This is a genomic window from Chryseobacterium daecheongense (assembly GCF_003729955.1).
Lineage (GTDB): Bacteria > Bacteroidota > Bacteroidia > Flavobacteriales > Weeksellaceae > Chryseobacterium > Chryseobacterium daecheongense.
In genome coordinates, this window is the sequence record NZ_RJTX01000001.1 from 102,949 (window position 1) to 127,799 (window position 24,851).

19 protein-coding genes are annotated in these 24,851 nt (G+C 36.4%); 12 read left to right on the plus strand and 7 right to left on the minus strand.

All coding sequences use genetic code 11. The annotated features are described in order from the left end of the window. The first annotated feature begins 103 nt into the window (after positions 1-103). A complete protein-coding gene (locus tag EGI05_RS00475) occupies positions 104-2,638 on the plus strand; it encodes a phosphoenolpyruvate carboxylase (RefSeq protein WP_123261120.1) in 2,535 nt (844 codons plus the stop codon). 51 nt (positions 2,639-2,689) lie between these two features. Here the strand turns inward: EGI05_RS00475 and EGI05_RS00480 are convergent, their stop codons facing one another. Then, entirely contained in the window at positions 2,690-4,294 is a 1,605-nt protein-coding gene (locus EGI05_RS00480; RefSeq protein WP_123261121.1) for a S8/S53 family peptidase, read from the minus strand. An 86-nt stretch (positions 4,295-4,380) separates the two neighbouring features. On the opposite strand from EGI05_RS00480, the gene EGI05_RS00485 reads away from it, so the two are divergent. Genes EGI05_RS00485 through EGI05_RS00505 form a run of 5 tightly spaced genes read left to right on the plus strand, consistent with a single transcriptional unit; the run spans position 4,381 to position 8,211 of the window. Then, positions 4,381-5,505, plus strand: a complete 1,125-nt coding sequence (locus EGI05_RS00485; protein WP_123261122.1) for a DegT/DnrJ/EryC1/StrS family aminotransferase — start codon at positions 4,381-4,383, stop codon at positions 5,503-5,505. Positions 5,506-5,509: 4 nt separating this feature from the next. Next, complete coding sequence (locus tag EGI05_RS00490; RefSeq protein WP_123261123.1) at positions 5,510-5,953, plus strand: hypothetical protein; 444 nt, start codon at positions 5,510-5,512, stop codon at positions 5,951-5,953. Between the two features lie 16 nt (positions 5,954-5,969). Continuing rightward, positions 5,970-6,992, plus strand: coding sequence for a UDP-glucose 4-epimerase GalE (gene galE, locus EGI05_RS00495; protein WP_123261124.1), 1,023 nt, complete (start codon positions 5,970-5,972; stop codon positions 6,990-6,992). 10 nt (positions 6,993-7,002) lie between these two features. Continuing rightward, a complete protein-coding gene (locus tag EGI05_RS00500) occupies positions 7,003-7,767 on the plus strand; it encodes a methyltransferase domain-containing protein (RefSeq protein WP_123261125.1) in 765 nt (254 codons plus the stop codon). 12 nt (positions 7,768-7,779) lie between these two features. Next, on the plus strand, positions 7,780-8,211 hold the full coding sequence (locus EGI05_RS00505; RefSeq protein WP_123261126.1) for an adenylyltransferase/cytidyltransferase family protein: 432 nt from the start codon (positions 7,780-7,782) through the stop codon (positions 8,209-8,211). A gap of 48 nt (positions 8,212-8,259) precedes the next feature. Here EGI05_RS00505 and EGI05_RS00510 read toward each other — a convergent pair whose 3' ends face one another. From EGI05_RS00510 to pnuC, 5 genes are all read right to left on the minus strand, one after another. Then, positions 8,260-10,761, minus strand: coding sequence for a TonB-dependent receptor (locus tag EGI05_RS00510; protein WP_123261127.1), 2,502 nt, complete (start codon positions 10,759-10,761; stop codon positions 8,260-8,262). Positions 10,762-10,929: 168 nt separating this feature from the next. After that, entirely contained in the window at positions 10,930-11,955 is a 1,026-nt protein-coding gene (gene mltG, locus EGI05_RS00515; RefSeq protein WP_123261128.1) for an endolytic transglycosylase MltG, read from the minus strand. A 32-nt stretch (positions 11,956-11,987) separates the two neighbouring features. Beyond that, on the minus strand, positions 11,988-12,755 hold the full coding sequence (gene dapF / locus EGI05_RS00520) for a diaminopimelate epimerase (RefSeq protein ID WP_123261129.1): 768 nt from the start codon (positions 12,753-12,755) through the stop codon (positions 11,988-11,990). A 90-nt stretch (positions 12,756-12,845) separates the two neighbouring features. Continuing rightward, positions 12,846-13,475 (minus strand): hypothetical protein, encoded by a 630-nt coding sequence (locus tag EGI05_RS00525; RefSeq protein ID WP_123261130.1) that lies wholly within the window; start codon positions 13,473-13,475, stop codon positions 12,846-12,848. After that, the gene (gene pnuC / locus EGI05_RS00530) at positions 13,472-14,149 is read right to left on the minus strand and encodes a nicotinamide riboside transporter PnuC (RefSeq protein WP_123261131.1); all 678 of its coding nucleotides are present in this window, start codon (positions 14,147-14,149) and stop codon (positions 13,472-13,474) included. The genes EGI05_RS00525 and pnuC overlap by 4 nt, the downstream gene beginning before the upstream one ends. 165 nt (positions 14,150-14,314) lie before the next feature. Between pnuC and EGI05_RS00535 the strand changes: the two genes are divergently transcribed. The 5 genes from EGI05_RS00535 to EGI05_RS00555 all read left to right on the plus strand — a co-directional run bounded on the left by EGI05_RS00535 (position 14,315) and on the right by EGI05_RS00555 (position 20,146). Further along, positions 14,315-15,844, plus strand: coding sequence for an APC family permease (locus EGI05_RS00535; RefSeq protein WP_123261132.1), 1,530 nt, complete (start codon positions 14,315-14,317; stop codon positions 15,842-15,844). A 54-nt stretch (positions 15,845-15,898) separates the two neighbouring features. Further along, the gene (locus EGI05_RS00540) at positions 15,899-16,921 is read left to right on the plus strand and encodes a beta propeller repeat protein (protein ID WP_123261133.1); all 1,023 of its coding nucleotides are present in this window, start codon (positions 15,899-15,901) and stop codon (positions 16,919-16,921) included. 79 nt (positions 16,922-17,000) lie between these two features. Next, the gene (locus EGI05_RS00545; RefSeq protein WP_123261134.1) at positions 17,001-17,912 is read left to right on the plus strand and encodes a sialate O-acetylesterase; all 912 of its coding nucleotides are present in this window, start codon (positions 17,001-17,003) and stop codon (positions 17,910-17,912) included. A gap of 46 nt (positions 17,913-17,958) precedes the next feature. Next, complete coding sequence (gene hemN, locus EGI05_RS00550; RefSeq protein WP_123261135.1) at positions 17,959-19,317, plus strand: oxygen-independent coproporphyrinogen III oxidase; 1,359 nt, start codon at positions 17,959-17,961, stop codon at positions 19,315-19,317. Between the two features lie 46 nt (positions 19,318-19,363). Then, positions 19,364-20,146 carry a hypothetical protein gene (locus EGI05_RS00555; RefSeq protein ID WP_123261136.1) on the plus strand — a complete coding sequence of 261 codons (783 nt, stop codon included), beginning with the start codon at positions 19,364-19,366 and terminating at the stop codon, positions 20,144-20,146. A gap of 113 nt (positions 20,147-20,259) precedes the next feature. Here the strand turns inward: EGI05_RS00555 and EGI05_RS00560 are convergent, their stop codons facing one another. Further along, positions 20,260-21,624: a PQQ-dependent sugar dehydrogenase gene (locus EGI05_RS00560; RefSeq protein ID WP_123262532.1), complete on the minus strand. Its 1,365-nt coding sequence runs from the start codon at positions 21,622-21,624 to the stop codon at positions 20,260-20,262. Between the two features lie 216 nt (positions 21,625-21,840). Between EGI05_RS00560 and secD the strand changes: the two genes are divergently transcribed. Beyond that, a complete protein-coding gene (secD, locus tag EGI05_RS00565) occupies positions 21,841-24,753 on the plus strand; it encodes a protein translocase subunit SecD (protein ID WP_123261137.1) in 2,913 nt (970 codons plus the stop codon). Positions 24,754-24,851 lie beyond the last annotated feature (98 nt).

Genomic DNA, 24,851 nt, shown 5'->3' on the forward strand with positions numbered 1-24,851 from the left:
ATTTAAATCTCTAATATAAACATAATCGAAAAATACAAAATTTTGATTAAATAAGTATATAGTTTATGTATAAAATAATCCCAAAATCCCCTACATTTGTTATATGATACACGACCAACGCGCAGAAAAATTCAGGCAGATCGTAGAAAATAAATATCAGATCTACAACTCATTATTCATGAGCCTGCCTTATGATAAAATGACGAATATCGGGATGTTGCTCCCATTTTTATATGAAGAAAGTAAAAACGGCTATGAAGCAGGAAAAACACCGGAAGAAATTGTGGAAGAATTCTTTAAAAGCCATACGGATTTGAAAACTGAGGAGCAAAAATTGGAACTGCTTTTCAAGATCATTCAGTACATTGAAAGACAGGTGGTTTTGTTTGATAGTATCGAAGATGCGGCGTTTCCTAGTCTTCATTCGGAAAGTGATAACGGAACCGTGACCAACCTGTATGAGCGTTCCCTCCAGGAACATAAGCTTGAAAAAGTACGCGAAAAGCTAAAGGATTTTACGGTAAAAGTGGTTTTCACAGCTCACCCGACGCAGTTTTACCCAAGTTCCGTACAAAGGATCATTCATGACCTGAGAAGTGCGATTACTACTGATTCGGTGACGAATATTGACATGTTGCTGCAACAGCTGGGAAAAACCCCATTTGTCAATAAAGAAAAACCTACTCCGATCGATGAAGCATTGAGTATTATTTCCTATCTGAGATATGTGTATTATGATACTATAGGAGAATTGTTTACTAAAATCAAGAAAACATTTGGGAACGGGCATTTTCATCTGCATGAAGATATTATCCAACTGGGTTTCTGGCCGGGTGGAGACCGGGATGGAAATCCTTTCGTAACAGCGGATGTTACCAAAAGGGTAGCGGAAGAACTTCGTTCTGCTATTTTAAAATCGTATTACAGCCATTTGAAATTTATCAGAAGAAGATTAAGCTTCAGAGGAGTGTCGGAGGTGTTGAATCAATTGAGTGAAGAGTTATATGCTGCGATATTCAATAATCAAAAAATAACCGCTGAAGATATTTTGAAACGAGCCGATGAAGCTGAGCTTATTCTTGTTCATCAGCATAATTCATTATTCCTTGACCTATTGGTGAATTTCAAAGACCGGGTGAAGATTTTCGGGACTCATTTTGCAACGCTGGATATCCGCCAGGACAGCAGGATTCATCAGAAAGTAATTGATGAGGTTTTTGCAAGGGTTTATGGAAATACAGGAGCTTCCTATGAAGAGAAATTCAATCAGTTAATTGAGATTTCAAATCCTGTAAACTCTGATGATTTTGGAGATATTATACAAGACACTTTGAAAACGGTTGCTCAGGTAAAAGAAATCCAGGAACTGAACGGAATCAGAGGAATGAACCGTTATATTATCTCCAATTCCGATGCTGTGAAAGATGTCATGAATGTATATGCATTTTTCAAGGTCTGCGGATATGAGGATGAAGATATCAAAGTAGATATTGTTCCGCTTTTTGAAACAATGGAAGGTCTCCAGAATGCTGAAAAGGTGATGAGCGAGCTGTATCAGAATCCTGTCTATAAAAAGCATCTTGAAAGAAGAGGAAATCAGCAGACTATAATGCTTGGGTTTTCGGATGGAACCAAAGACGGGGGGTATCTGAAAGCCAACTGGGAAATCTATAAAGCCAAAGAGGTGCTGACGAAGCTTTCTCAGCAGAACGGTATCAAAGTAGTGTTTTTTGATGGCAGAGGAGGGCCACCTGCAAGAGGAGGAGGAAAGACTCACGATTTCTATGCTTCACAAGGGAAAACAATTGCCAATAATAAAATCGAATTAACCATTCAGGGACAAACCATTACCAGTATTTTTGGAAACAAGGAACAGGCAAAATACAATTTTGAACAGCTTCTGACTGCGGGTGTTGAAAATGATGTATTCAAAAATGCAAAAAAAGAATTAACGGATAAACAAAGAAAGCTGATTATTGAGCTGGGAGATATGAGTTATAAAAAATATTCTGATCTGAAAGCTCATCCGATGTTTGTACCTTATCTCCAGGAAATGAGTACGCTGGAATATTATGGGAAAACCAATATTGGAAGCCGTCCTTCCAAGCGTGGCAGTGGAAATGAACTGAAATTTGAAGATTTAAGAGCGATTCCGTTTGTAGGATCATGGTCGCAGCTAAAGCAAAACGTTCCCGGATTTTTTGGATTCGGCTATGCGATGAACGAAATGAAAAAGCAGGGGAGATTTGAAGAAGTCAAAGAGCTTTATAAAGGTTCCGATTTCTTTAAAACATTAGTTTTGAACTCTATGATGAGCATGAATAAATCTTATTTTCCATTGACTTATTATATTAAGAACAATCCTAAGTTCGGCGAATTCTGGAATGTTCTTTTTGAAGAGTACAACCTTTCCAAGGACATTATGTTGGAATTGACCGGATTTACTTTACTTCAGCAGGAAGATCCGCTTTCGAGAAAGTCTGTGAGAATCCGTGAAAAAATTGTACTGCCTTTATTAAGCATTCAGCAATATGCATTAATGAAGATTCAGAAAGGAGAAGGAAATAAGGAAGCCTATGAAAAATTGGTGACCCGTTCTCTTTTTGGAAATATTAATGCGAGCAGAAACTCGGCGTAAATTTAAAACATTGAATTAAATAAAAAACCTCTCAATCGAGAGGTTTTTCTTTTATTCTTTTATGAATTTCTCATAGTAAACTTGGGCCTTTGTCTGAATTTTCAAATAATAAGTTCCTTTCGGAAAATCTTCAACTTTAATGGATGTTTGATCATTGGCTTTTCTGATCAATCTTCCCAAATTATCATAAATTTCCAAACTTGCAACATCGCTTTCGGAAGCAATATTTAAAATGTTTTTCACCGGATTAGGGAAAATGGCAACCTTATGTTTTTTCACCAGCTCAGAAGTATTTAAAACAGAAGTGTACAAACTTCCGAAATTAAGAATACCATACCCCATCTGTGTGGTATTGCTTGGATATAATGAAGCGGTTTGCCTTAATTTATTTCTCATCAGATCTCTGTTCATCGTAGGAAATGCCTGAATCAAGCAGGCAACACCTCCTGCAGCAATGGGGGTCGCAATAGAAGTACCGTTAACTACAGTTACAGCATTGTTATGGACCGTAGGTGTGGCAGTTCCTCTTGCACAGCCGTCAGGTTTTATAGCCCCCGCTGAATTAGGGCCGTATGATGAAAATCCGGAAACACTTCCTGTAGAATCTACAGAACCGATGGTAAAAGCCTTAGTGTTATCAGCCGGAGTTCCCAAATAATGCCATGTTTGCTGTCCTGAATTTCCGGCAGCCACAAGAACAAAAATTCCTTTGTTAACGGCAATCTCCGCTCCTCTAGCTATGAATGAAGTGGTTCCGTTCATATTGGCATAGGTGTAATTATACTTCGGGTCATCGAAAGTTGTATATCCCAATGAAGTAGTAATAATATCCACCCCCTTTCTGTCAGCTTCTTCCGCCGCTTCAATCCAGTATAATTCTTCTTCCGGAATCTCTACAGCAGTATTTTCACTTCGGTAAAGATAAAAACTGGCATCCGGCGCAGAGCCTACAAATGAATCCTGTATATATCCTCCAATGGCGCCTAAAACCACTGTTCCATGCGCATTCAGAGAAGTATTGTATATATCGGTACCTTTTGAAACAAAATCATAACCACCCTTTATCAGGTTGTTAGTCCATAATCTTGAAAAGGCGGAACCTGTGTTTACAGTTGGGAATCCGGTATCAATGACTGCAATGGTGGTTCCTGTTCCGGTATATCCGGCTAGATGAAGCTGTCTGAGATTGATCTGATCAATTTGTGCAGCTCCGGAACCATAATCAAACGTTGTTAAAACCTTTTGAGTATCGGTTGTATTTTCCCATTTATTCTGATGTAATATTTTGGTTCCACCGGAAGAGTTTTTAGCAAAGCTTTCAACAGATTGTATGTAGGGTTGTGCCTGTAATGTTATGATCTGGGCGGGAGTGGCATTTACAGCAGCTCCGTTCAGCCATTTGGAATAATCTGTTACGGTAAAGCCCAGATTTTGCAGGTTTTGGATATAGGATTGTTCGATAGGTGCATCCTGGTCATTAAGGGGAATACCTAATGTTGTACGTCTGTCAAGGGACTTTTGTGAAAGCTCTGATAATGGATTGGCATAAAACGCAGCCTTATTAGGCTTATCTGTAAAATACACAAAAACCAGCTCGGTTTGCCCGAACGCTAAGGAATAACCCATTAACACACAAAAGAGTAAAACTTTTTTCATGCCATTATTTTGTATAAAGATAAAACAAAATCAATAAAATTTTTGACAGGATATTAAATTCCTTATTTTTACAGAAATAATTATTTATGAAAAAGATTCAGATGGTTGACTTACAAAGTCAGTATTACAAAATAAAGAATGAAGTAGATAATGCAGTTTTAAATGTAATGGATTCAGCGGCTTTCATCAATGGCCCTGAAGTAAAGTCTTTCCAGAATGAATTGGAGTCTTATTTAGAAGTAAAGCACGTAATTCCGTGTGCTAACGGAACGGATGCTTTACAGATTGCTTTAATGGCTTTAGACCTTAAAGAAGGAGATGAAGTGATCACTGCCGATTTTACTTTTGCGGCAACTGTGGAAGTAATCCATTTGCTTAAGCTTAAATCCGTTTTAGTGGATGTAGATTATGATACGTTTACGATTTCAACGGAACAGATCAGAAAAGCAATTACTCCGAGAACAAAAGCAATTATTCCGGTACATTTGTTCGGGCAGTGCGCCAATATGGAAGAAATTCTGAAAATTGCCAAAGAACATAATCTATATGTGATAGAAGACAATGCACAGGCAATTGGTTCAGAATATACATTCTCTGATGGAACAGTGAAAGCTTCAGGAACAATGGGAATTGTAGGGACTACCTCATTTTTCCCTTCTAAAAACCTAGGCTGCTATGGAGACGGTGGAGCAATCTTCACTAATGATGATGCATTGGCTCACCGATTGAGAGGGATCGTAAACCACGGGATGTATGAAAGATATTATCATGATGAGGTAGGAGTGAACTCCAGATTAGATAGTATTCAGGCTGCTATTTTGAGAAAAAAACTTCCTCATTTAGATACTTATAACGAGGCGAGAAGAAAAGCGGCGGATTATTACGATGAGGCATTTGCCAATCATCCAAATATCTTAACACCAAAAAGAGCAGAGAATTCTACGCATGTGTTCCATCAATATACATTAAGAATCCTGAATGGTCAACGTAATGAACTACAAAAATTCTTAGCAGAAAAAGAAATTCCTGCGATGATTTATTATCCTGTTGCTCTAAGAAAACAGAAAGCTTATTATCAGGAAAGTAATGATGCAGATTTTGTGAATACTGATAAGCTGTTAGATCAGGTAATTTCTCTTCCGATGCATACGGAATTGGATGAAGAACAGTTGAAGTATATTACTGAGGCTGTATTGGAGTTTATGGGGTAATAGGATGAAAAGGAATATTTTTAAAAGTAAAAAATTATATTTTACTAATATTATATTTAATATTATTCTTTTAATAGTATCAATTTTAAGTTTAAAAACATTAATATTTTCTAAGGCTTATAGTTTTACAGACAAAGAACAGTTGAAGGAAATAATATTATATTTTGGATATTCCATTATATATTTCATTGCTTTAATTTTACTGATAATAAAACCCCCAAAGGGAATATTCTATCTTAACATTATTTATTCTTTAGCTATTTTATTTAATTTTAATGATTTTATTATTCATTATTCAAAATATGCAGAGAGTATTCACAGGGTCGTTTATATAGTTTTGATTATTATCTTTACATTAGTTTTTGCATCCTTTATTTACCTTAACAATAAAAAGAAATTTAAAATAGATTTCTTAGAACTAGAAGAAATAGGAAAACACAAAGAATAAAAAAATATTATTAAAAATGGCAATACTTGTCACAGGAGGATTAGGGTACATTGGTTCCCACACAGTAGTAGAACTTCTTAATAATGGTTTTGAAGTTGTAATTGTTGATGATTTATCCAATTCAGAAAAATTTATTTTAAAAAACATTGAGGAAATTACAGGGAAGAAACCTGTTTTTTATCCCTTTGATTTAAAAAGAAAAGAGCTTCTTAAACAGGTTTTTGATGCTCATCCAATTGAAGGATGTATCAATTTTGCGGCGTATAAAGCCGTAGGAGAAAGCCAGGCAAAACCTGTGGATTATTATGAAAACAATTTGTTTTCACTGATCAATATCCTTCAGGAATTTAAAGAAAGAAATATTTCTAATTTTATTTTCAGCTCATCTTGTACAGTATATGGACAAGCTGATAAAATGCCGATTGATGAGAATACCCCTCTGAAAATGCCCGAAAGTGTCTATGGAAAGACTAAACAAATGGGTGAGGAAATTCTGATCGATTTTGCAAAGGCTTACCATAGAAAGATTTCTTTGTTAAGATATTTTAACCCCATTGGAGCACATCCTTCTGCAAAATTAGGTGAATTGCCAATCGGAGTTCCTAATAATCTTGTTCCCTATGTGATGCAGACAGCTGCAGGAATACGTGAAAAATTGAATATCTGGGGAAATGATTACGATACGGAAGACGGAACTCCAATAAGAGATTATATTTACGTTGTAGATGTTGCCAAAGCCCATGTAGCCGCTTTACAAAAGCTGATGAATGATCAGTCGGAAGAGGGCGTGATCGATATTTATAATCTGGGAACAGGTAAAGGCTCATCTGTTTTGGAAGTAGTGAAAGCATTTGAAATGGCTAATAATGTAGAAGTTCCTTATCAGATTTGCCCGAGAAGAGAAGGAGATATTACGATAGCGTATGCCAATGTAGATAAAGCAGAAAGAGAACTTAATTGGAAATCTGAAACCTCTTTGGAGGAATCTCTGAGAACGGTTTGGGAATGGCAGAAATATTTAAATTCCAGAAATTCTTAAAAATCATACTATGGCTTGGAATCCAGAAGTTTACGACCAGTTTAAAAATGAACGCTCTGCACCGTTTTTTGATCTGCTGAATTTGGTGGAAAAAAGGCCGGATTTATCAGTCATTGATTTAGGTTGCGGAACCGGAGAACTTACCTCCCAATTACTAGATTATCTGGAGGATTCTAAAATTGTAGGAATAGATTCTTCGGCTGAAATGCTTGAAAAGGCAAAACATTTTGAAACAAGCAGACTTACTTTTGCCAAAAGAAGTATTGAAGATCAGTTAAACTTAAATGATACTTTCGATCTTATCATTTCCAATGCGGCCATCCAATGGTGCAATGAGCATAAAGAACTGTTTCCAAGAATTATCAGTAAGATAAAACAAGGAGGGCAATTGGCTGTTCAGATACCTTCCAATCATGAATTCATTGTTCATCGATTATTGGGTGAAGTAGCGGACCGGGAAACATATAAAGGAGTATATGCTTCATGGAAGCGAGAGTACACCGTATTAAAGATAGAAGACTACGCCGAAATATTGTTCAACAATAAAGGAAGGGAAATCACCGTTTTCGAGAAAGTATTTCCCCATGTTCTTGAAAATGCCGAAGCAGTATATAACTGGGCATCAGGAACAGCCATGATTCCTTATGTTGAAAAGCTTCCGGATGACATGAAAGAACAATTTAAAAGCGATTATAAAAAAGAACTGCAGGAAGTCTTTCCTGTGTCGCCGGTATTTTATCCGTTTAAAAGAACATTTATTTCGGCGAAATTTTAAAAAGAACCCCATATGAAAACAGAAAGAATAGGTATTACATTTTCCTCATTTGATTTGCTTCACGCCGGCCATATCAAAATGCTGGAAGAAGCAAAAACCGTTTGCGATTATTTAATTGTAGGATTACAGATTGATCCTTCACATGATCGTCCCAATAAAAATAAACCTACCCAAACCATCGTAGAAAGGTATATTCAATTGAAAGCTGTAAGTGCTGTAGACGAGATTATTCCTTATTATACGGAACAGGATCTGGAAGATATTTTGAAATCTTTCGTTATTGATGTAAGGATTATCGGGGACGATTATATGGATAAAGATTTTACCGGTAAAAAGTACTGCGAAGAAAAAGGAATCGAAATCTATTACAACAAAAGAGATCATAGATTTTCTTCCAGTGATTTAAGGAAGAGAATTTATGAAGCGGAAAAAAATAAAATATAAGTTTTAAAATAAAAAAATCCCGAAGCATTTCGGGATTTTTTATTTGTATTACATTGGGCCTTGTTGGTCATCACCGCTTTCATTCGCATTGATGTCTTTTTTCTTTTTAGGCTGCTCTACCTTTTCTCCTTGCTTGAATCTGTAGGTTAGAGACAATGCAAACTGTCTTGGCTGCCATTGCATATAAGATTCTCTGCTGAATTCCGAAGTATTGGTAACACTTCTCATAGAACGGGTATTGAAGATATCCTGGATATTGAAACTGATGGTTCCATTACCTTTCCAGATCGTTTTTGACGCTCCGAAGTTGATCGCATACATATCTTTTCTATCCTGGTTTTCCGTTTTCTGTCCTCCTCTGTAGAATCCCTGAACCTGGAAGCTGAACGTTTTATCTATTTTGAAAGTAGAAGTAAGTCTCGCTCTGGAAGAGAATCCTGAACCCTCAAAAGACATCGGCTCATTAAGGATGTTCGGATCTGTATAAATACCTTTCGTGTTATAACCGAATAAGTCAACATTTCCTAAGAATTTCAACCACTTTGTAGCATCCCAGCTAAAGTTCAAGTCTAAACCGAAACGGTCATCAGTACCTAAGTTAATAGGCTTAGTATAAAATATGCCACCTGCTGAATATACCAACATCTTTACATCATCTGTAGAATGTCTGAAATACAGAGTAGGGTTGATCGTAAATTTACTCTTAGAAATACTATATCCTACTTCGTATGAATCCACATAAGAAGGGTTAAGATCTATGTTCCCAAGGAAAATATTCTGGTTATCTGAGTAGCTTGGATTAGGGATCAGGAAGAAAGATCTCGGGCGGTCAATTCTTCTTGAATAATTTACTAAGAACTGATTGTCTTTCGCAATCTCATAGCTTAAGAAAACACTCGGGAATAAATTATTATAATTTTTTGTCTTATCAATAAGAGAGTTTGGATTCAAATTCTGATAATCAATATCAATTTTTGAATTCTCATTTCTTAAACCTAATTGGTATCCTAAATTGCCGATTTTACTTTTGAACTGTACATAGGCTGCATTGAACATCTCCTTATAATTAGCATCATAAGTGAAATCGGTAAGATATTGGAAATTAGAGGAAGGCAATCTTTCCAACACGTCATTGTCATAGGTGTTTTTGTTGATATCCAATCTGTAGCCTGCTTCAATTTTTGAATTTTCCCCGATAGGAAGCTCATAATCAGCCTTGGCAACTACCGTGTTGTTTCTGGTCGTTTGGTCGATAACATTCTGTAAAGCAAAAATATCATCATTAGTCTGAGTGACATCTGTATCGTTGTACGATCTGTTTCTCTGCAAACTTAAAGATAATGATAAATTTTGTCCTTTATCATTAAATTTATGATCCAATCCGAAATCTCCCTGGAAAGCAAGATTATTATTGGAACCGTCATTCAATCTTCTTGTTAAAGAACGTGATCCGTTAAGGTAACGGTAATCATAAATTACATTTCCAAAATTGTCACTGTCGAATGTTCTTACAGTTCCTGAAGCATTTACCGATGTTTTATCGGAAATATCGTACACAATACCTGCAGAAGCATTATAGTTGTCGTTTTTATTTTTAGAAATAGACTCCTGGTTCATCTGGGTTCTGTCTAAAGCAGATACCGCATTAAAGTACGTTGCGTTATTTCTGTTAGTGTTCTTAGATTCTCTGTAACCGCCGCCGCCATTTAAGAACCATGTTAAATTACCTTTTCTCCAGCTCAGATTGGTATTTAAAGAGGTTTGAGGCAAATATCCTACTGTTCCCGTTACACTTCCGTTAAAGCCTACTTTCTTATTCTTTTTAAGAATGATATTTAAGATCCCTGCAGTTCCGCTTGCTTCAAATTTAGAAGAAGGATTGGTAATTACTTCGATTCTTTCGATCTGATCAGCAGGAATACTTTGTAAAGCATTAGCACCATCATCAATTCCTAAAAGAGCAGAGGGTTTCCCATTGATCAAAAATCTTACATTGGAACTTCCTCTCATGGAAACCGTACCATCTGTATCCACAGAAACTGAAGGAACATTTGCCAATACATCCTGAAGATTACCTCCTCGGCTGACAATATCCTGAGATGGATCATAAGTTTTCTTATCTAACTCTACTTTATAAGGTTTTGTACTGGCCGCAGTAATTACAACTCCCTGGATTTCCTGGGTTTTCAGATCAGTACCCGTAGCTTCCGGTACAATGGAAAGAGCGCCGATATTTCCGGCACCTGTTATCTGTTTGTTGATGACACTTTTCTTGTAATCTACTGCCTCTACTGTAATATCATAATTTCCGGGAGCCAGATCCAGCTTATACTGTCCTTTTTCATCTGTAAGGGTTGCATCACTCAAAGCCTTGTTGGCTTTATTACTGAAGGTTACCGAAGCATAAGGAACTCCCTGATTGTTTTTGTTGACGATGTTTCCTGTAATGCCTACTTTTTCCTGAGCAAATGCCAAAGCTGCTGCTGAAAGAACAAAAGTGAGCCCTAAGGTTTTTTTTGTGAAAATGTTGATAATTTCCGTCTGGTTCATAAGGTATTTTTATATAAAATCGCGAAATTTTTATTCTTTAAATTATTAATTTTTCAAAGAGATAAAATGTAAAATATGACGATTTGTTTATTATTTCTAAAAGGATATGTCGTTTTTAAATGCTAAATGTTAATTATTATTTTGTTAAAATAAAGTTAAAAGTTTTCTTTATTTTATATTTTTTGAATTGAGCCAGTCCTGATATGCTTTTGCATTAATAGCATGCTGTTCAGCGCTTGCTGTAAACTTATGATATCCGAATCTTGCAGGGTCAGCACACATGAATATATAATTGTTGTTTTCAGCATTCAAAACGGCGTCTACCGAGTTTTTATCCACCACACAGATTGGTCCCGGAGGAATCCCTGCGTTGGCATAGGTATTATAAGGTGATGGAGTAGACAAATGTTTGTATAAAACTCTTTTGATAGATTCTTTAAAGTTGGTTTGCTTGTTGATAGCGTAAATTACCGTTGGATCAGACTGCAGTTTCATTCCTTTTCTGTAACGGTTCAGGTATAATCCGGCAATCGTTTTCATTTCATCTTCTTTTCCCCCTGATTCTTTGTATACAATAGAAGCTAAAGCATAAATCTGGTTTCTGGTCAATCCGGATTGCTGCTCTTTAGCCTTTCTTTCACTGTTCCAGAAACTGTTATATTGGTCTTCAAATTTTTTAAAGAACTCTTTCGGGGTTACTGTCCAGAAAAAGTTATACGTATCAATAAAGAAATATTTCTTTAAATCTTCCGCACTAGTATATCCTTTTTCAGTAGCAATGGTATTGAAATCTTTCACAAATCGTAAAGAATCCAATTCTGTCTTTTTGGTCACTCTTCCAACCATTTGATAGATATCCCCAAAATCACCGATTCTAAAAGTATTCTCGGTCTGATTTCCGGCTTTGATCATATTGACAAGGTTGGTGTTACCTGTTCCTCTTTGAATACGATAACGTCCAGCCTTAAAATATTTATCCAGGTCTTTATCCTTTGCTACCGCCTCAAAAGATTCTTTATTCTGAATATAAGGACTGATAGAATCCAGGAGCTGCTTGAAACTTGCGTTATGAGGAATTAAAACATAACCCTCTTTTTCCACATTGTTCCCGTAATATTTATTATAAAATCTAAAACCAAAAAATCCTGCCACAACAAAAACAAGCAGAATGATAATGAGAATAGCTTTTTTCATTATAAGTTAAGTGTTGATTAAAAGTTTTTTGTTTAAATAAGGTCTATTTTGCCTTTAAAAACCTGTTTCGCAGGACCTTCGAGCCAAATGTTATGAAAAGAGTTTTCATCTTTTTCAGCATATACCTTCAGGTCGCCGCCAAGTGTTTTAACTTTTACAGAGATTAGATTGTTTTTTTGCAGAAAAGTTAAAGCCGAAGCCGTAACTCCTGTTCCGCAGCTGTAAGTTTCGTCCTCAACGCCTCGTTCATAGGTTCTTACGAAAATTTCATCGTCATTAATTTTTTCAACAAAATTGACATTGATCCCTTTTTCGTGATAATTTTCTGAGTTTCTGATCTCGTTTCCTTTGGCAAAAACATTGTAATTCACCAAATCCTCCACATATTTTACATAATGAGGCGATCCGGTATTCAATACAGTGTCATTTCCGTCGTTAGAAATCGTATCTACATCAATCATTTTTAGTTTAATGATTCCATTATGGATTTCTGCTTCGTGCTCTCCGTCAATCGCAATGAATTTGCATTTGTCTTCGAAAATATCAAGGAAAAAAGCAAAAGCGACAAGACATCTTCCGCCGTTTCCACACATCGTGCTTTCCCCACCGTCTGAATTATAATACACCATTTTGAAATCATAATTTTCATCATTCTCCAGAAGGATAAGTCCGTCTGCTCCGATCCCGAAACGTCGGTCACAAAGCTTCTCGATGATACTTTTATCTTTTGGAAATTGAAGATCTCTGTTGTCTACCATTACAAAGTCGTTCCCTGTGCCTTGATATTTATAAAATTCCATAATTTGTTGTCTGAAAATGAACTTGCAAAATTACTATATAAAAACGAAAAACGAACAGTGTTAGCTGTTCGTTTTCTTAATTTAGAATTATTATCTTCTGAATCCGCTTCCTGATCTGGAGGAGTTATCCTGCTGATTGTTCTGCGAACTATTGTTATTTCTGAATCCGCTTCCGGAGTTGTTGGAGTTGCCATTGCTGTTTCTAAATCCGCCGCTGTTCTCCTGTCTCTGGTTGTTATTCTGTTGTTGCTGCTGGTTTCTGAACCCGCTTCCCTGATTGTTTTGATTTCTGTTGGAATTGGAATTTCTGAATCCGCCGCTGTTATTCCTGCTATTATTATATCGAGGATCATTATTATAATTACTGTTATTATAATTTCCATTATTGGTTGGTGTATTACGCAATCCATTGGAAGGTCTTTGTGAAGTGCTTCGTCTCTCTACATATACCTTTCTTCTGTTATTCCCATTACCGTAGTAATAATAAGGAATACCGTTGTCATAATAATAATTGATATCATTTCTGTAATAATATCCATCATTTCCATAATATCCTCCGCTGCCGTAATACCCATAAGGGGCATAATAATATCCGTTGTTATAATAAGGATCTCCATATCCGTAAGACGGACCGCTTGCATAGCCATCAGTATAGGCCATACAAGATGATAAACTAGCTATAGTAAAAACGCTGAATGCTATTTTTAATAAATTTTTCATGACTTTTCTGTACTTTTTTCTTTAAAACTTTTTTTCCAATTGACGTATCCGAGGATCGCCATTATAGTAAATACCAAATATTGAACCGAAGTGATTCCAAGTCCCTTAAAAATCATCATAGGAATACAAATTAAGTCTCCGACGATCCAGAAAATCCAGTTCTCAATGCGGCGTTTGGCCATAAACCACATACCTACTAAAAATATGGAAGTAGTGATCACATCCAGCCAATTGGCCCAATCAAGATGATACAGTCCCAGGCTTGCTCCCTCCATTGAAAATTGATTATCGATATAAGGTTTGTAATAATAAACTACTGTTACCAAAGCAAAACTTATTATGAAAAGCAATACTCCGAACAGCCATTCTCTTTGGGTCGCCCAGGTAACATCTACGTGAATGTGATCTTCAGAATTCTTCGCCCACAAAATCCACCCGTAAATGCTCATTATTGTATAATATACATTGATCATACAATCACCCAATAATCCGAAATTGAAAAGAATGTATACATAGATCAGAGTGGAAATAATCCCGGTAGGATACACCCAGATATTTTTTTTAATGGAGAAATAGACACTTAGTATTCCAAAGACTGCTCCTGAAGCTTCCAGAAGAATTTGTAAAGAAGTATAGCTCTCATACGGTCTTACAAAGAGATCATATAAATTCATGTGATCAAAAATAAACAAAAATTCATACACTGGGAAATACTTCGAATAAGGTGGAAATCAGTTTTTTAAGTTTTTTTATTTAAATTAATTCATGAAATTTTGTCAATAAATGTTAAGATTTCTAAAATTTTTATATTTTCGTAAATCTTTAATAAATAATAAAATATGTCAAAAATTTGGGTTAAAAAACCAATGAGCGCTTATGAAGCTGATATCAAAAAAAGCCAGTTGAAACGCGTTTTAGGAAAATGGAGCCTTACAGCCATTGGAATCGGGGCAATTATCGGAGGAGGAATTTTTGTACTTACGGGAACTGGAGCTTATTATAATGCAGGACCTGCATTGGCTCTTTCTTTTGTAATTGCGGGGATAGCCTGTGTATTTGCCGCTTTATGTTATGCTGAATTTGCATCCATACTTCCGGTAGAAGGTTCAGCGTATGCATATGCATATGGAACTGTAGGAGAAATTTTCGCATGGATCATAGGATGGGGATTGATCTTGGAGTACGCTATGGGATCAATGACGGTCGCCGTATCCTGGTCGGGATATTTTAGTAAACTGCTCAAAATGTTCGGACTTCACCTTCCAACATGGCTTACTACAGACCCACAGACATATTGGGCTTCAGGAAATGAAGGGTTTTCTATGAACTTACCTGCATTCTTGATTGTATTATTTGTAATTTCTATCCTCGTAAGAGGTACAAAAGGAGCTGCAAAGGCGAATAACTTCATCGTAATGCTAAAAGTTTCTGCTATTATCTTCGTGATCGTTGCAGGTGCTTTCTTTATTGATCCTGTTAATTGGACTCCTTTCATTCCAGAACCGACTACGATTACTGAAAACGGGGTTTCTCATTCAGCTTACGGTTTGGCCGGAGTGGTAGCGGGAGCATCAGCTATTTTCTTTGCGTATGTAGGTTTCGATGCGGTATCTACACAGGCAGGAGAAGCAATCAATCCTAAGAAAGATGTTCCGTTTGCTATTATTGCTTCATTGATCATCTGTACCCTTTTATATATTTTGGTTTCCCTTGTATTAACGGGAATGATGCACTATACAGACTTCAATCCGCTTGGGAAATATCCGGATGCGATTAAAGCGCCTGTAGCGTATGCATTTGATATTGCAGGTCAGGCCTGGGCAGGATACATCATTACGATTGCTGCTACTGTTGGTTTGATCTCTGTATTAATGGTAATGATCATGGGACAGTCAAGAATTTTCTTGGGAATGTCCAAAGACGGTCTTATTCCTGCAACGTTTGCAAAAGTAAACCCGGAAACGGGTGTTCCTACTAAAAACCTTATTATCTTAGGAATTGTAATTTCCATTGTAGCTTCATTAACGCCAATTAATGATTTGGCACACATGACAAGTTTCGGAACGCTGTTCGCGTTTACGATGGTTTGTGTAGCTGTTTGGGTATTGAGGGTAAAAGAACCGAACTTACAAAGAAACTTTAAAGTTCCTGCATTACCGGTAATTGCTTGTTTAGGTATTGCGATCAACGTTTATCTGATCATCAACTTAAGTAAGGAAGCTCAAATGTATTCTCTTGCTTGGCTGGCTATCGGGTTTATTATCTATTTCCTTTACAGTAAAAAGCACTCTAAACTTCAGAATGGAGGATATGGAGAAACATTTAAGGCTGAACAGGAACCTTTAGAAAAACCAGATTTAGATCTATAAAAATATAAGTTAAAAGTCCACAGAATTCTGTGGACTTTTTTATTTTTGTTTATTATGAAAAAGATTTTCTCCATTTTATTTTCATTGTTGGGCATCTTAACGTTTTCCCAAGAAGTTGAAAGTTTTACCACGATCTTCAATGATAAGATCAGTATAAGAGCTTTAGAGATGTATGATCACAAAGTCTGGTACAGCGGAACGGATTCAAAATTCGGGTTTGTTGATTTGAAAAATCCTCAAAAGCAAAAACAGATCCAATTGTCTGAAAAGAAACTTCAGTTCAGAACATTGGCTCAGGATAAGAGATTTTTTTATGCCATCAATATTGAGAGCCCGGCATACTTTTTTAAGATCAATAAAAATGATTTAAAATCACAGATTATTTATACAGATACTACGAAAACTGCATTTTACGATGCACTTTCTTTTGACGGGAATAATGGAGTTGCATTAGGAGATCCCTACGGAAAATGTATGAATATCCTTGTGACTAAAAATAATGGTGAAAGCTGGAAAACATTACCCTGTAATGAGAAATATGAAATTGGAGAAGGAGAGGCAGCTTTTGCTGCAAGCAATTCCAATATTTACCTGAACAAAGATGAATTCTGGTTTGTAACGGGAGGGAAAAAATCAAGGCAATTCTATTCTTATCAAATGGGAGATAAACTCTATGGGAAAGAAGTGCCGTTTGTTAATGGAAGTTCTTCAACAGGAATTTACGCTATGGATATGGATATAGAAACCCGATTTGGAATTGTTGTAGGAGGAGATTATACAAAGCAGGCTGAAAACGTCAACAATATTGCTACCACAAAAAATGGCGGAGAAACCTGGGAAATACAGGCTTCCGGACAAAATGCAGGGTATACAACCTGTGTAAAAATCAAACCCAATTCTAAAGGAAAGGAAATAATTGCAGTAGGTGACCAACACATCAGTTATTCTTCGGATTATGGAAAAACGTGGAAGAAATTATCTGATGAAAAAGGTTATTTCGTTTGCGAATGGGTAGATAAAAATACGGTGGTTTTTGCAGGGAAAGACAGGATTTCAGTAATGAAATTAAAATTTTAAATATCCAAGATAGAGTATATCTCTGTAAATTTTGTGTATTTGCTGTTTCTCAGATCTAATTTTGAGTAAAATTTCTTTTATGAAAAGTTTAAAAATTTTTTTGCTAATTCTTGTTCCAACAGTTTTTTACAGCCAGAAAATAAGAGTTTTCATTCTTGCAGGACAATCTAATATGAATGGATTCGGCTACAATAAGGACCTGCCTAATGATCTTAAATCTTTCAAAGATGTGTATATATTTCAGGGAAATTCGGTCCCTGATGGAGATTTGAATGGAGGAGTTGGAAAATGGGAAGCATTAAAACCGGGAAATGGTACCGGATTTAAATCAGATGGAAAAACCAATACGCTTTCAGATCGTTTCGGGCTGGAACTATCTTTTGCAAAAAGAATGAAAGAGCTTTTCCCCAATGATAAGATTGCGTTGATTAAATATGCAAGAGAAGGTACTTCTATTGACAGCCTTGCCAAAGGTGATTTCGGATGTTGGGATTCTGATTTTCGTGGGAAGAACGGAATTAATCAATATGATAATTTTCTTACAACCGTTAAGAATGCGCTTGCTGAAACGGATATTGACGGAAATGGAAAGAAAGATATACTTGTTCCTTCCGGAATTCTATGGATGCAGGGTGAAGGAGATGCAAGCTATACTGAAGAAGTTGCCAATAGATATTATGTTCATCTGAAAACATTGATGAATCAGATGAGAGCTGCTTTATTAACGGATGATTTACCTGTTGTCATTGGAAAGATTTCAGATTCCGGAAAAAATGAAGTAGGGAAAGTATGGCCAAGAGGAGAATTGGTGCAATATGCCCAGGAAAAGTTTGTGCAAGATGATAAACATGCAGCCATTGTCCGCTCAACAAAAAAATATAACTATGGAAATGATCCATGGCACTATGATAGTGCGGGCTATATAGACCTCGGTAAAAACTTTGCAGAAGAAGTATTTAGACTCATTATAAATTTCGAAAACAAACCCTAATATAATTCATAAGTTGTAATTCATAAGTTATGACTAATTTTGCAGTATGAATTCTTTAATTGATAAATATAATATTCCCGGACCGCGTTATACATCGTATCCTACCGTTCCTTATTGGGACGAAAGCACTTTCTCCCCTGAAAAATGGAAAGAAAGTGTAGTAAGATCTTTCCATGAAAGTAACTCTGGCGAAGGAATTTCCATCTATATTCATCTTCCATTTTGTGAGGCTTTATGTACGTTTTGTGCATGTCATAAGCGTATTACCAAGCAGCACAGTGTAGAAATACCTTATTTAGAAAGTGTTTTGAAAGAATGGAAGCTTTATCTTGAACTTTTCGAGGAAAAACCGAAACTGAAGGAACTTCATTTGGGTGGAGGAACACCCACATTTTTTTCTCCGCAAAATCTAAAAACGTTATTAGAAGGAATTTTTGCAACCGTTGAGATTGCAGAAGATCATGAATTTTCTTTTGAAGGACACCCTAATAATACGACCAAAGAGCACTTACAAACATTATATGATTTAGGATTCAGAAGAGTGAGCTTTGGAGTACAGGATTATGACCCTAAAGTTCAGAAAGCCATTAACAGAATTCAATCTTTTGAAAAAGTAAGAGAAGTAACAGAATGGTCCAGAGAGATCGGGTACAGAAGTATCAGTCATGATTTGGTATTTGGACTTCCGCATCAGCATTGGGATGCTATGGAATATACCATTCATAAGACATTAGAATTAAAACCGGACCGATTGGCTTTTTATTCTTATGCTCATGTTCCATGGGTAAAAGGAGTAGGTCAGAGAGGATTCGATGAGAATGATTTGCCAAGCGGAGAAGAGAAACGCCGTTTGTATGAAGATGGTAAAAAACTGTTACAGGAATTAGGATATATAGAAGTGGGAATGGATCATTTCTCTTTCGAACATGATGATTTATACCAATCCTTGATCCAGAAAAAGCTCCACAGGAATTTTATGGGCTATACTTCAAGCAAAACTCAGCTAATGGTAGGCCTTGGAATGTCTTCTATCTCAGATTCATGGTATGCTTTTGCCCAGAATGTGAAAACAGTGGAAGAGTACCAGAAAATGGTAGAGGAAGGTCTTATTCCTGTTGTGAAAGGTCATATCCTGAATGAAGAGGATTTGTTGATGAGAAGACATATCTTAAATCTGATGTGTCAGCTTGAAACTACTTTTGATTCACAGGATGCTATTCCGGAACTGGAGAATGCCTTTGAAATGCTGAAAGAAATGGAAAGTGATGAGCTGGTTGAAATACAAGGTAGTACTATAAAGATTACAGAAAAAGGAAGAGCTTTCACCAGAAATGTGGCGATGGTTTTCGATCTCAGAATGATGAGAAACAAACCGGAAACAAGGATTTTCTCGATGACAGTATAAACAAACAGATGAAATTTTTCATAGATTTGCTTAAAACTAAGGTACTATGAAAAATTATATCAAAATTCTAGGGATTTTGCTCCTGTTCTGTTTTCAGCAATCATATTCACAAGGTTTACAGGAATCATTAGACTGGATTAACTCCAAACGATTGGAAGGATTCGATTATTTCAGCGGATCTGTACCCGTAAATGCAGACAATAAACTGCAAGTAACCCCTGAAAAAATAAGGATCGAAACAGGTACTGCTGAAGGCTATACATGGTTTGGCTGGAATACCATTAATGATTTAAGAATCAACGATGACGAAGCTGGCAAGTATGTTTTATACATTGTTTCCAATTATATTCATGAGGGTTTGCCTTTATATATAGGGATTCACTTTAAGACAAAAGATTTAAGAGATCGATTTTCAAAGGCTGTAGAACATGTGGCAAAATTACAGGGGGGGCCTAGTTTAGTATATGATAATTATGAATCTTCTAAAAGTGCTGCCGTTTCATGGTTAAAATCCAGAGGAATAGATGTTTTTGAAGGAGATAATAAGCTAAGGATAGATATTACTGAAGATCAAATAAAAAAATATTACTTAAAATCTACGGATGTTATAGAGATCAACTGGAGAGATGTGAAGGAAATCAAATCTGAGATCTACGAGAAAAATAAAAAATATAGAAGCATTCAGGTAATAGGTCCTACAGATGTTAGCGGAAATATAAAAATTATTAAATATTACGTATTTCAGAATATTGGAGATAAATATGTGAGTGCGCTTAAATCATTGGCTATTAAAAATGGCGCCAATCTTGTAAAAGATGATTTATTTTAAATGACTCATTGTTAAATAAAATTAAGGCGATTCTTTTCGAATCGCTTTTTTGGTATAAAAGGTTTCGGGGTTGCAAAGCAACCCCGAAACCCCAAACTGATCATGTAACAGAGTTACTTAATGATCAGTTTCTGGCTATAAGATTTCAGATCCCCGGATTTAATGATGATATAATAAACTCCGGCAGGAACCCATGAAATATCAATGCTATTATCTTCATTGATCCTGGTATTTTCCATTACCATTCGTCCATCCGTACTGATGAGATCAGCAGAAGTATTTTTATCTGTAAAACCTTCTACATAGATCATTTCAGAGGCAGGGTTCGGATAAATCCTGATTGGGTTCCATCCGGCTTCCTGAGTTCCTAAAGTACTGTTCGTTTTCACTTTGAATATTTTTCCGCTGTTTACTGCGGCTACATACAATTCCTTCTGATAATCCTCTCCAAAAGTTGAAAAGTTATTGCCTGTGAAGGCGGTGGTCCATGTAATGGAATTATCAGCATTCAGCATTCCGATCTGGGTGGAACAATAATCAGCAAAAAAATATTTTCCCTGTAATGCAGGGTATAATGTTCCTCTGTAGACATAGCCTCCTGTTATAGAACACTTTCCTCCGGAATGATCATAAACTGCAATAGGAAAGGTCATAGTAGTAGCACTTGCACATCCTGCCGTATTGTATGCATCATTTCCTTCATAGCATCTCCATCCGTAATTAAGTCCGGCTTGTGTCAAAGGCATTCTGTTAATTTCTTCAATAGCATTTTGTCCTACATCGGCTATCAATGCATTTCCGCTGGTGAGGTCAAAGGAGAATTTCCAAGCATTTCTAAGACCATATGCCCAGATTTCATCGGCGCCGTCAACTCCTATAAAAGGATTACCTGCAGGAATATTATATGCTCCGGTTGAATTGACATCAATACGCAACATTTTTCCTAACAAAGAATTCTTGTTTTGAGCATTATTGTTAGGGTCACCGCCACTTCCGCCATCGCCGGTAATGATCCATAAATTGCCGTCGGGAGCAAAATGAATGCTTCCTCCATTATGATTGGTAAACGGTTTTGGAATGTTCAATAAAATTTTTTCAGAGTTTGGATCAGCCACATTGGGATCAGTGGCACTCACAGAATATCGGGCTACGATAATATTTCCTGCGGTATTGTTATAATACACAAAAAAATAGCCATTAGTAGCATATTGGGGATGGAATGCCAATCCTAAAAGGCCTCTTTCACCTCCATACACTATTTTAGTGCTTATATTCAGGAAATTAGTAGGATTAATGGCTCCGTTAGGCTGGATAATTTTGATGATTCCATCCTGCTGTACAACAAACAACCGGCTATCGTTGGCGTTTGTAATTTCTACGGGACTGGTAAGTCCGCTCGCAAAATCTTCCAAAATAATGCTTTGAGAATTAAGGATTAAGGAAGAAAAAATACATGCAGTAAAAAGTAGTTTTTTCATAATATTGTGATAATTAGGGTGTTGTTTAATCAATGAAAATTTCATACCAACCTTAGTTTGAAAAAATCATAAAAATATATCATGAAAATTGAAGAATATGGAATATGGCAAAGAAAACCGATATACCTGAAAATAAACGATTTCTGATGTTAAAAATTCATAAAATAGAAAGAAATGATTATATTTGCCGACTTAATTTAACGTAGTTATAACAAAATGCAAGGAAAAGGACTTATTACAATTGTTGCTATTGTATTAGGGTTAATTTGCTTAAATGAGCTATTACCGACCTGGTACGCCAGCAAAATTGAAAAGCAGGCGACTGCTGTAGCAGGAGACAATCCGGAGAAGTATCAGAAAGAGATTGCAAGACTTTCTAAGGATACTCTGAACCTGGGGTTCACAAAACTTTATTACACCAAAGCGAAGGACAAGGAAATGAAACTTGGTCTTGACCTTAAAGGAGGGATCAACGTTCTTTTGGAGATCAACCAGAGAGATTTGGTGAATGATTTAACCAATTATTCTACCAATCCGGTTCTTATTGAAGCTTTAAACAAAACTGATGAAGCTCAGAAGAACTCTACAAGATCTTACATTGATAATTTCTTCGATCAGTTCGATGCTGTAAACAAAGCAAAAGGAACCAATCTAAAACTTGCAGATCCGGAAATTTTCGGAAATACCAACCTTACGGAGATCAAATATAACACTACTGACGAGCAGGTAAAAAGCATCGTTAAAAGAAGAATCGATCTTTCTGTAGGAACTGCTTTTGAAGTAATCAGAACCAGAATCGATAAGCTGGGAGCTATCCAGCCGAATGTTCAGAGAGTTCCGGGAACCGCAAGAATTTCTGTGGAAATGCCTGGGATGAAGGACATCGATAAGGTGAAGAAAATGCTTCAGACTTCTGCTAAGCTTCAGTTCTGGGAAGTACAACAAATCCCTGAAATCGCCCCTTATTTCCAGACTTTAACTACTATGGTAGCGGTAAAAGGAGATTCAATGGGAGTTGCAAAAAATGTAAACTTCATGAACCTTATGCAAGGTGGAAAATCTGCTAATCCAAGTTCTGTAGGAAGCGTAAAATTATCTGACACAGCTGTTGTTAATAAAATTTTGAACAGTAAAGTGGCGCAGTCTCTACGTCCTGCAAACATTAAATATACCCAATTCATGTGGGGATACAAGCCGGAAGCATCAGATCCTGAAAGCTTAGTATTATATGCCGTAAGAGGAAACGTTAACCAAAAAGCTCCGGTAGACGGTGCCGTTGAAACTGCTAACATCAGCTATGATGAATTAGGTAGAGTAGTAGTAGACATGCAAATGGATTCTAAAGGAGCCAAAGAATGGAAAACACTAACAGAGAAAAACGTTGGTAAGCCTGTAGCGGTAACGCTTGATAATAGAGTGTATACTGCTCCGAATGTAGTAAACGCTATTCCTAACGGTAGAACTCAGATCTCAGGAAACTTCTCTCAGGATGAAGCTAAGGAATTAGTTGACGTTCTTGGAGCGGGTAAACTTCCTGCAGGTGCTAAAGTGGTTCAGGCTACTCAGGTAGGTCCGTCTTTAGGACAGGAATCTATTAATGCAGGTTTCATGTCATTCGTTATTGCATTCCTGATCATTATCGTATACATCATTTTCTATTACGGTGGTGCGGGAGTTTATGCGGTAATCGCCATGATCATCAACTTATTCTATATTTTCGGTATCATGGATTCAGGGGATTTCACCCTTACACTTCCAGGTATCGCAGGTATCGTTCTTACTATGGCGGTTGCGGTAGATACGAACGTTATCATTTATGAAAGAACCAAAGAAGAATTATTTGCAGGTAAAGGAATCTTAGAAGCATATAAAGATGGTTTCAAACATGCTTTAAATGCGATTATTGATGGTCACTCCACTACTTTCCTTACGGCAGTAGTATTGTTCTTCTTCGGAACAGGGCCTATCAAAGGTTTCGCATTGACATTGATGATCGGTATCGCGATGACTTTATTTACATCAGTATTGCTTTCAAGAGTAATGATCTTCAGCAGACTGAATAAAGGAAAAGGTCTTTCTGTTTGGACTGCTCCAACAAAGAACTTATTCAGAAATACTTGGATCGATTTCATTGGAAAAAGAAAATATGCTTATATTATTTCTGCTATTTTAACAGCAATCTGTATCGGATCTATTTTCACTCACGGATTTAAATATGGTATCGACTTCACAGGAGGTAGAAACTATGTGGTAAGATTCGATAAAGAAGTAAATGCTAATGATGTTGAAGAAAACTTAGTGAAATTATTTAAAACTGAAGATGGTAAAAACTCATCTGTAGAAGCTAAGACTTTCGGAAATAATAAGCAATTAAAGATTTCAACCGATTACCTTATCGAAGATGAATCTTTAAAAGCTGACCAGACTATTGAGCAGAAATTATACGAAGGATTAAAATCAAACTTACCGGCAGGAATTACATTGAAAGATTTCAAAGCGGCTGATAAAGACCACGCAGGAATTATTTCTTCTGAAAAAGTAGGTCCTACTGTTGCAGATGATATTAAAACTCACGGTGTTTTTGCTGTAGTAGGTGCTTTAGGAATTATCTTCATCTATATCTTGGTAAGATTTAGAAAATGGCAGTTCTCTCTTGGTGCGGTTGCAGCTTTATTCCACGATGCGGTTATTGTTTTAGGGGCGTATTCATTGCTTCACAAATATATGCCGTTCAATATGGAGATCAACCAGGATTTCATTGCTGCGATCCTTACCGTATTAGGATACTCAATCAACGATACGGTGATTATCTTCGACAGAATCCGAGAGTATTTGAGAGAGAAGAAATCTATTACACTAGCCGGATTATTTGATGATTCAATCTCAAGTACATTGGGTAGAACATTCAACACGTCATTCACTACGATCCTTGTAATTTTGGCGATCTTCATTTTCGGTGGAGATAACCTGAGAGGATTTATGTTTGCGATGTTGATCGGTATCGGATTCGGTACTTATTCATCCATCTTTATCGCTTCGGCAATTGCTTATGACTTCCTTAAGAAAGGCAAAGAAGAGGAAGTGCATGGTAAGTCTACCAGCAATAAAGAAGTCCTTGCTTCAAAATAAGAATCAACTACAATAAGTAAAAGCCTTTCATTTTTTGAAAGGCTTTTTTTATGAGTATTATAAATTTTTAATGTTACATTATTTAGAACAATTATTTT

What these genes read in the sequence shown, in the direction of transcription:
- EGI05_RS00475 (WP_123261120.1), top strand. Translation starts at nt 104, where the DNA reads ATGATACACGACCAACGCGCAGAAAAATTCAGGCAGATCGTAGAAAAT.
- EGI05_RS00480 (WP_123261121.1), bottom strand. Translation starts at nt 4,294, where the DNA reads ATGAAAAAAGTTTTACTCTTTTGTGTGTTAATGGGTTATTCCTTAGCG.
- EGI05_RS00485 (WP_123261122.1), top strand. Translation starts at nt 4,381, where the DNA reads ATGAAAAAGATTCAGATGGTTGACTTACAAAGTCAGTATTACAAAATA.
- EGI05_RS00490 (WP_123261123.1), top strand. Translation starts at nt 5,510, where the DNA reads ATGAAAAGGAATATTTTTAAAAGTAAAAAATTATATTTTACTAATATT.
- galE (WP_123261124.1), top strand. Translation starts at nt 5,970, where the DNA reads ATGGCAATACTTGTCACAGGAGGATTAGGGTACATTGGTTCCCACACA.
- EGI05_RS00500 (WP_123261125.1), top strand. Translation starts at nt 7,003, where the DNA reads ATGGCTTGGAATCCAGAAGTTTACGACCAGTTTAAAAATGAACGCTCT.
- EGI05_RS00505 (WP_123261126.1), top strand. Translation starts at nt 7,780, where the DNA reads ATGAAAACAGAAAGAATAGGTATTACATTTTCCTCATTTGATTTGCTT.
- EGI05_RS00510 (WP_123261127.1), bottom strand. Translation starts at nt 10,761, where the DNA reads ATGAACCAGACGGAAATTATCAACATTTTCACAAAAAAAACCTTAGGG.
- mltG (WP_123261128.1), bottom strand. Translation starts at nt 11,955, where the DNA reads ATGAAAAAAGCTATTCTCATTATCATTCTGCTTGTTTTTGTTGTGGCA.
- dapF (WP_123261129.1), bottom strand. Translation starts at nt 12,755, where the DNA reads ATGGAATTTTATAAATATCAAGGCACAGGGAACGACTTTGTAATGGTA.
- EGI05_RS00525 (WP_123261130.1), bottom strand. Translation starts at nt 13,475, where the DNA reads ATGAAAAATTTATTAAAAATAGCATTCAGCGTTTTTACTATAGCTAGT.
- pnuC (WP_123261131.1), bottom strand. Translation starts at nt 14,149, where the DNA reads ATGAATTTATATGATCTCTTTGTAAGACCGTATGAGAGCTATACTTCT.
- EGI05_RS00535 (WP_123261132.1), top strand. Translation starts at nt 14,315, where the DNA reads ATGTCAAAAATTTGGGTTAAAAAACCAATGAGCGCTTATGAAGCTGAT.
- EGI05_RS00540 (WP_123261133.1), top strand. Translation starts at nt 15,899, where the DNA reads ATGAAAAAGATTTTCTCCATTTTATTTTCATTGTTGGGCATCTTAACG.
- EGI05_RS00545 (WP_123261134.1), top strand. Translation starts at nt 17,001, where the DNA reads ATGAAAAGTTTAAAAATTTTTTTGCTAATTCTTGTTCCAACAGTTTTT.
- hemN (WP_123261135.1), top strand. Translation starts at nt 17,959, where the DNA reads ATGAATTCTTTAATTGATAAATATAATATTCCCGGACCGCGTTATACA.
- EGI05_RS00555 (WP_123261136.1), top strand. Translation starts at nt 19,364, where the DNA reads ATGAAAAATTATATCAAAATTCTAGGGATTTTGCTCCTGTTCTGTTTT.
- EGI05_RS00560 (WP_123262532.1), bottom strand. Translation starts at nt 21,624, where the DNA reads ATGAAAAAACTACTTTTTACTGCATGTATTTTTTCTTCCTTAATCCTT.
- secD (WP_123261137.1), top strand. Translation starts at nt 21,841, where the DNA reads ATGCAAGGAAAAGGACTTATTACAATTGTTGCTATTGTATTAGGGTTA.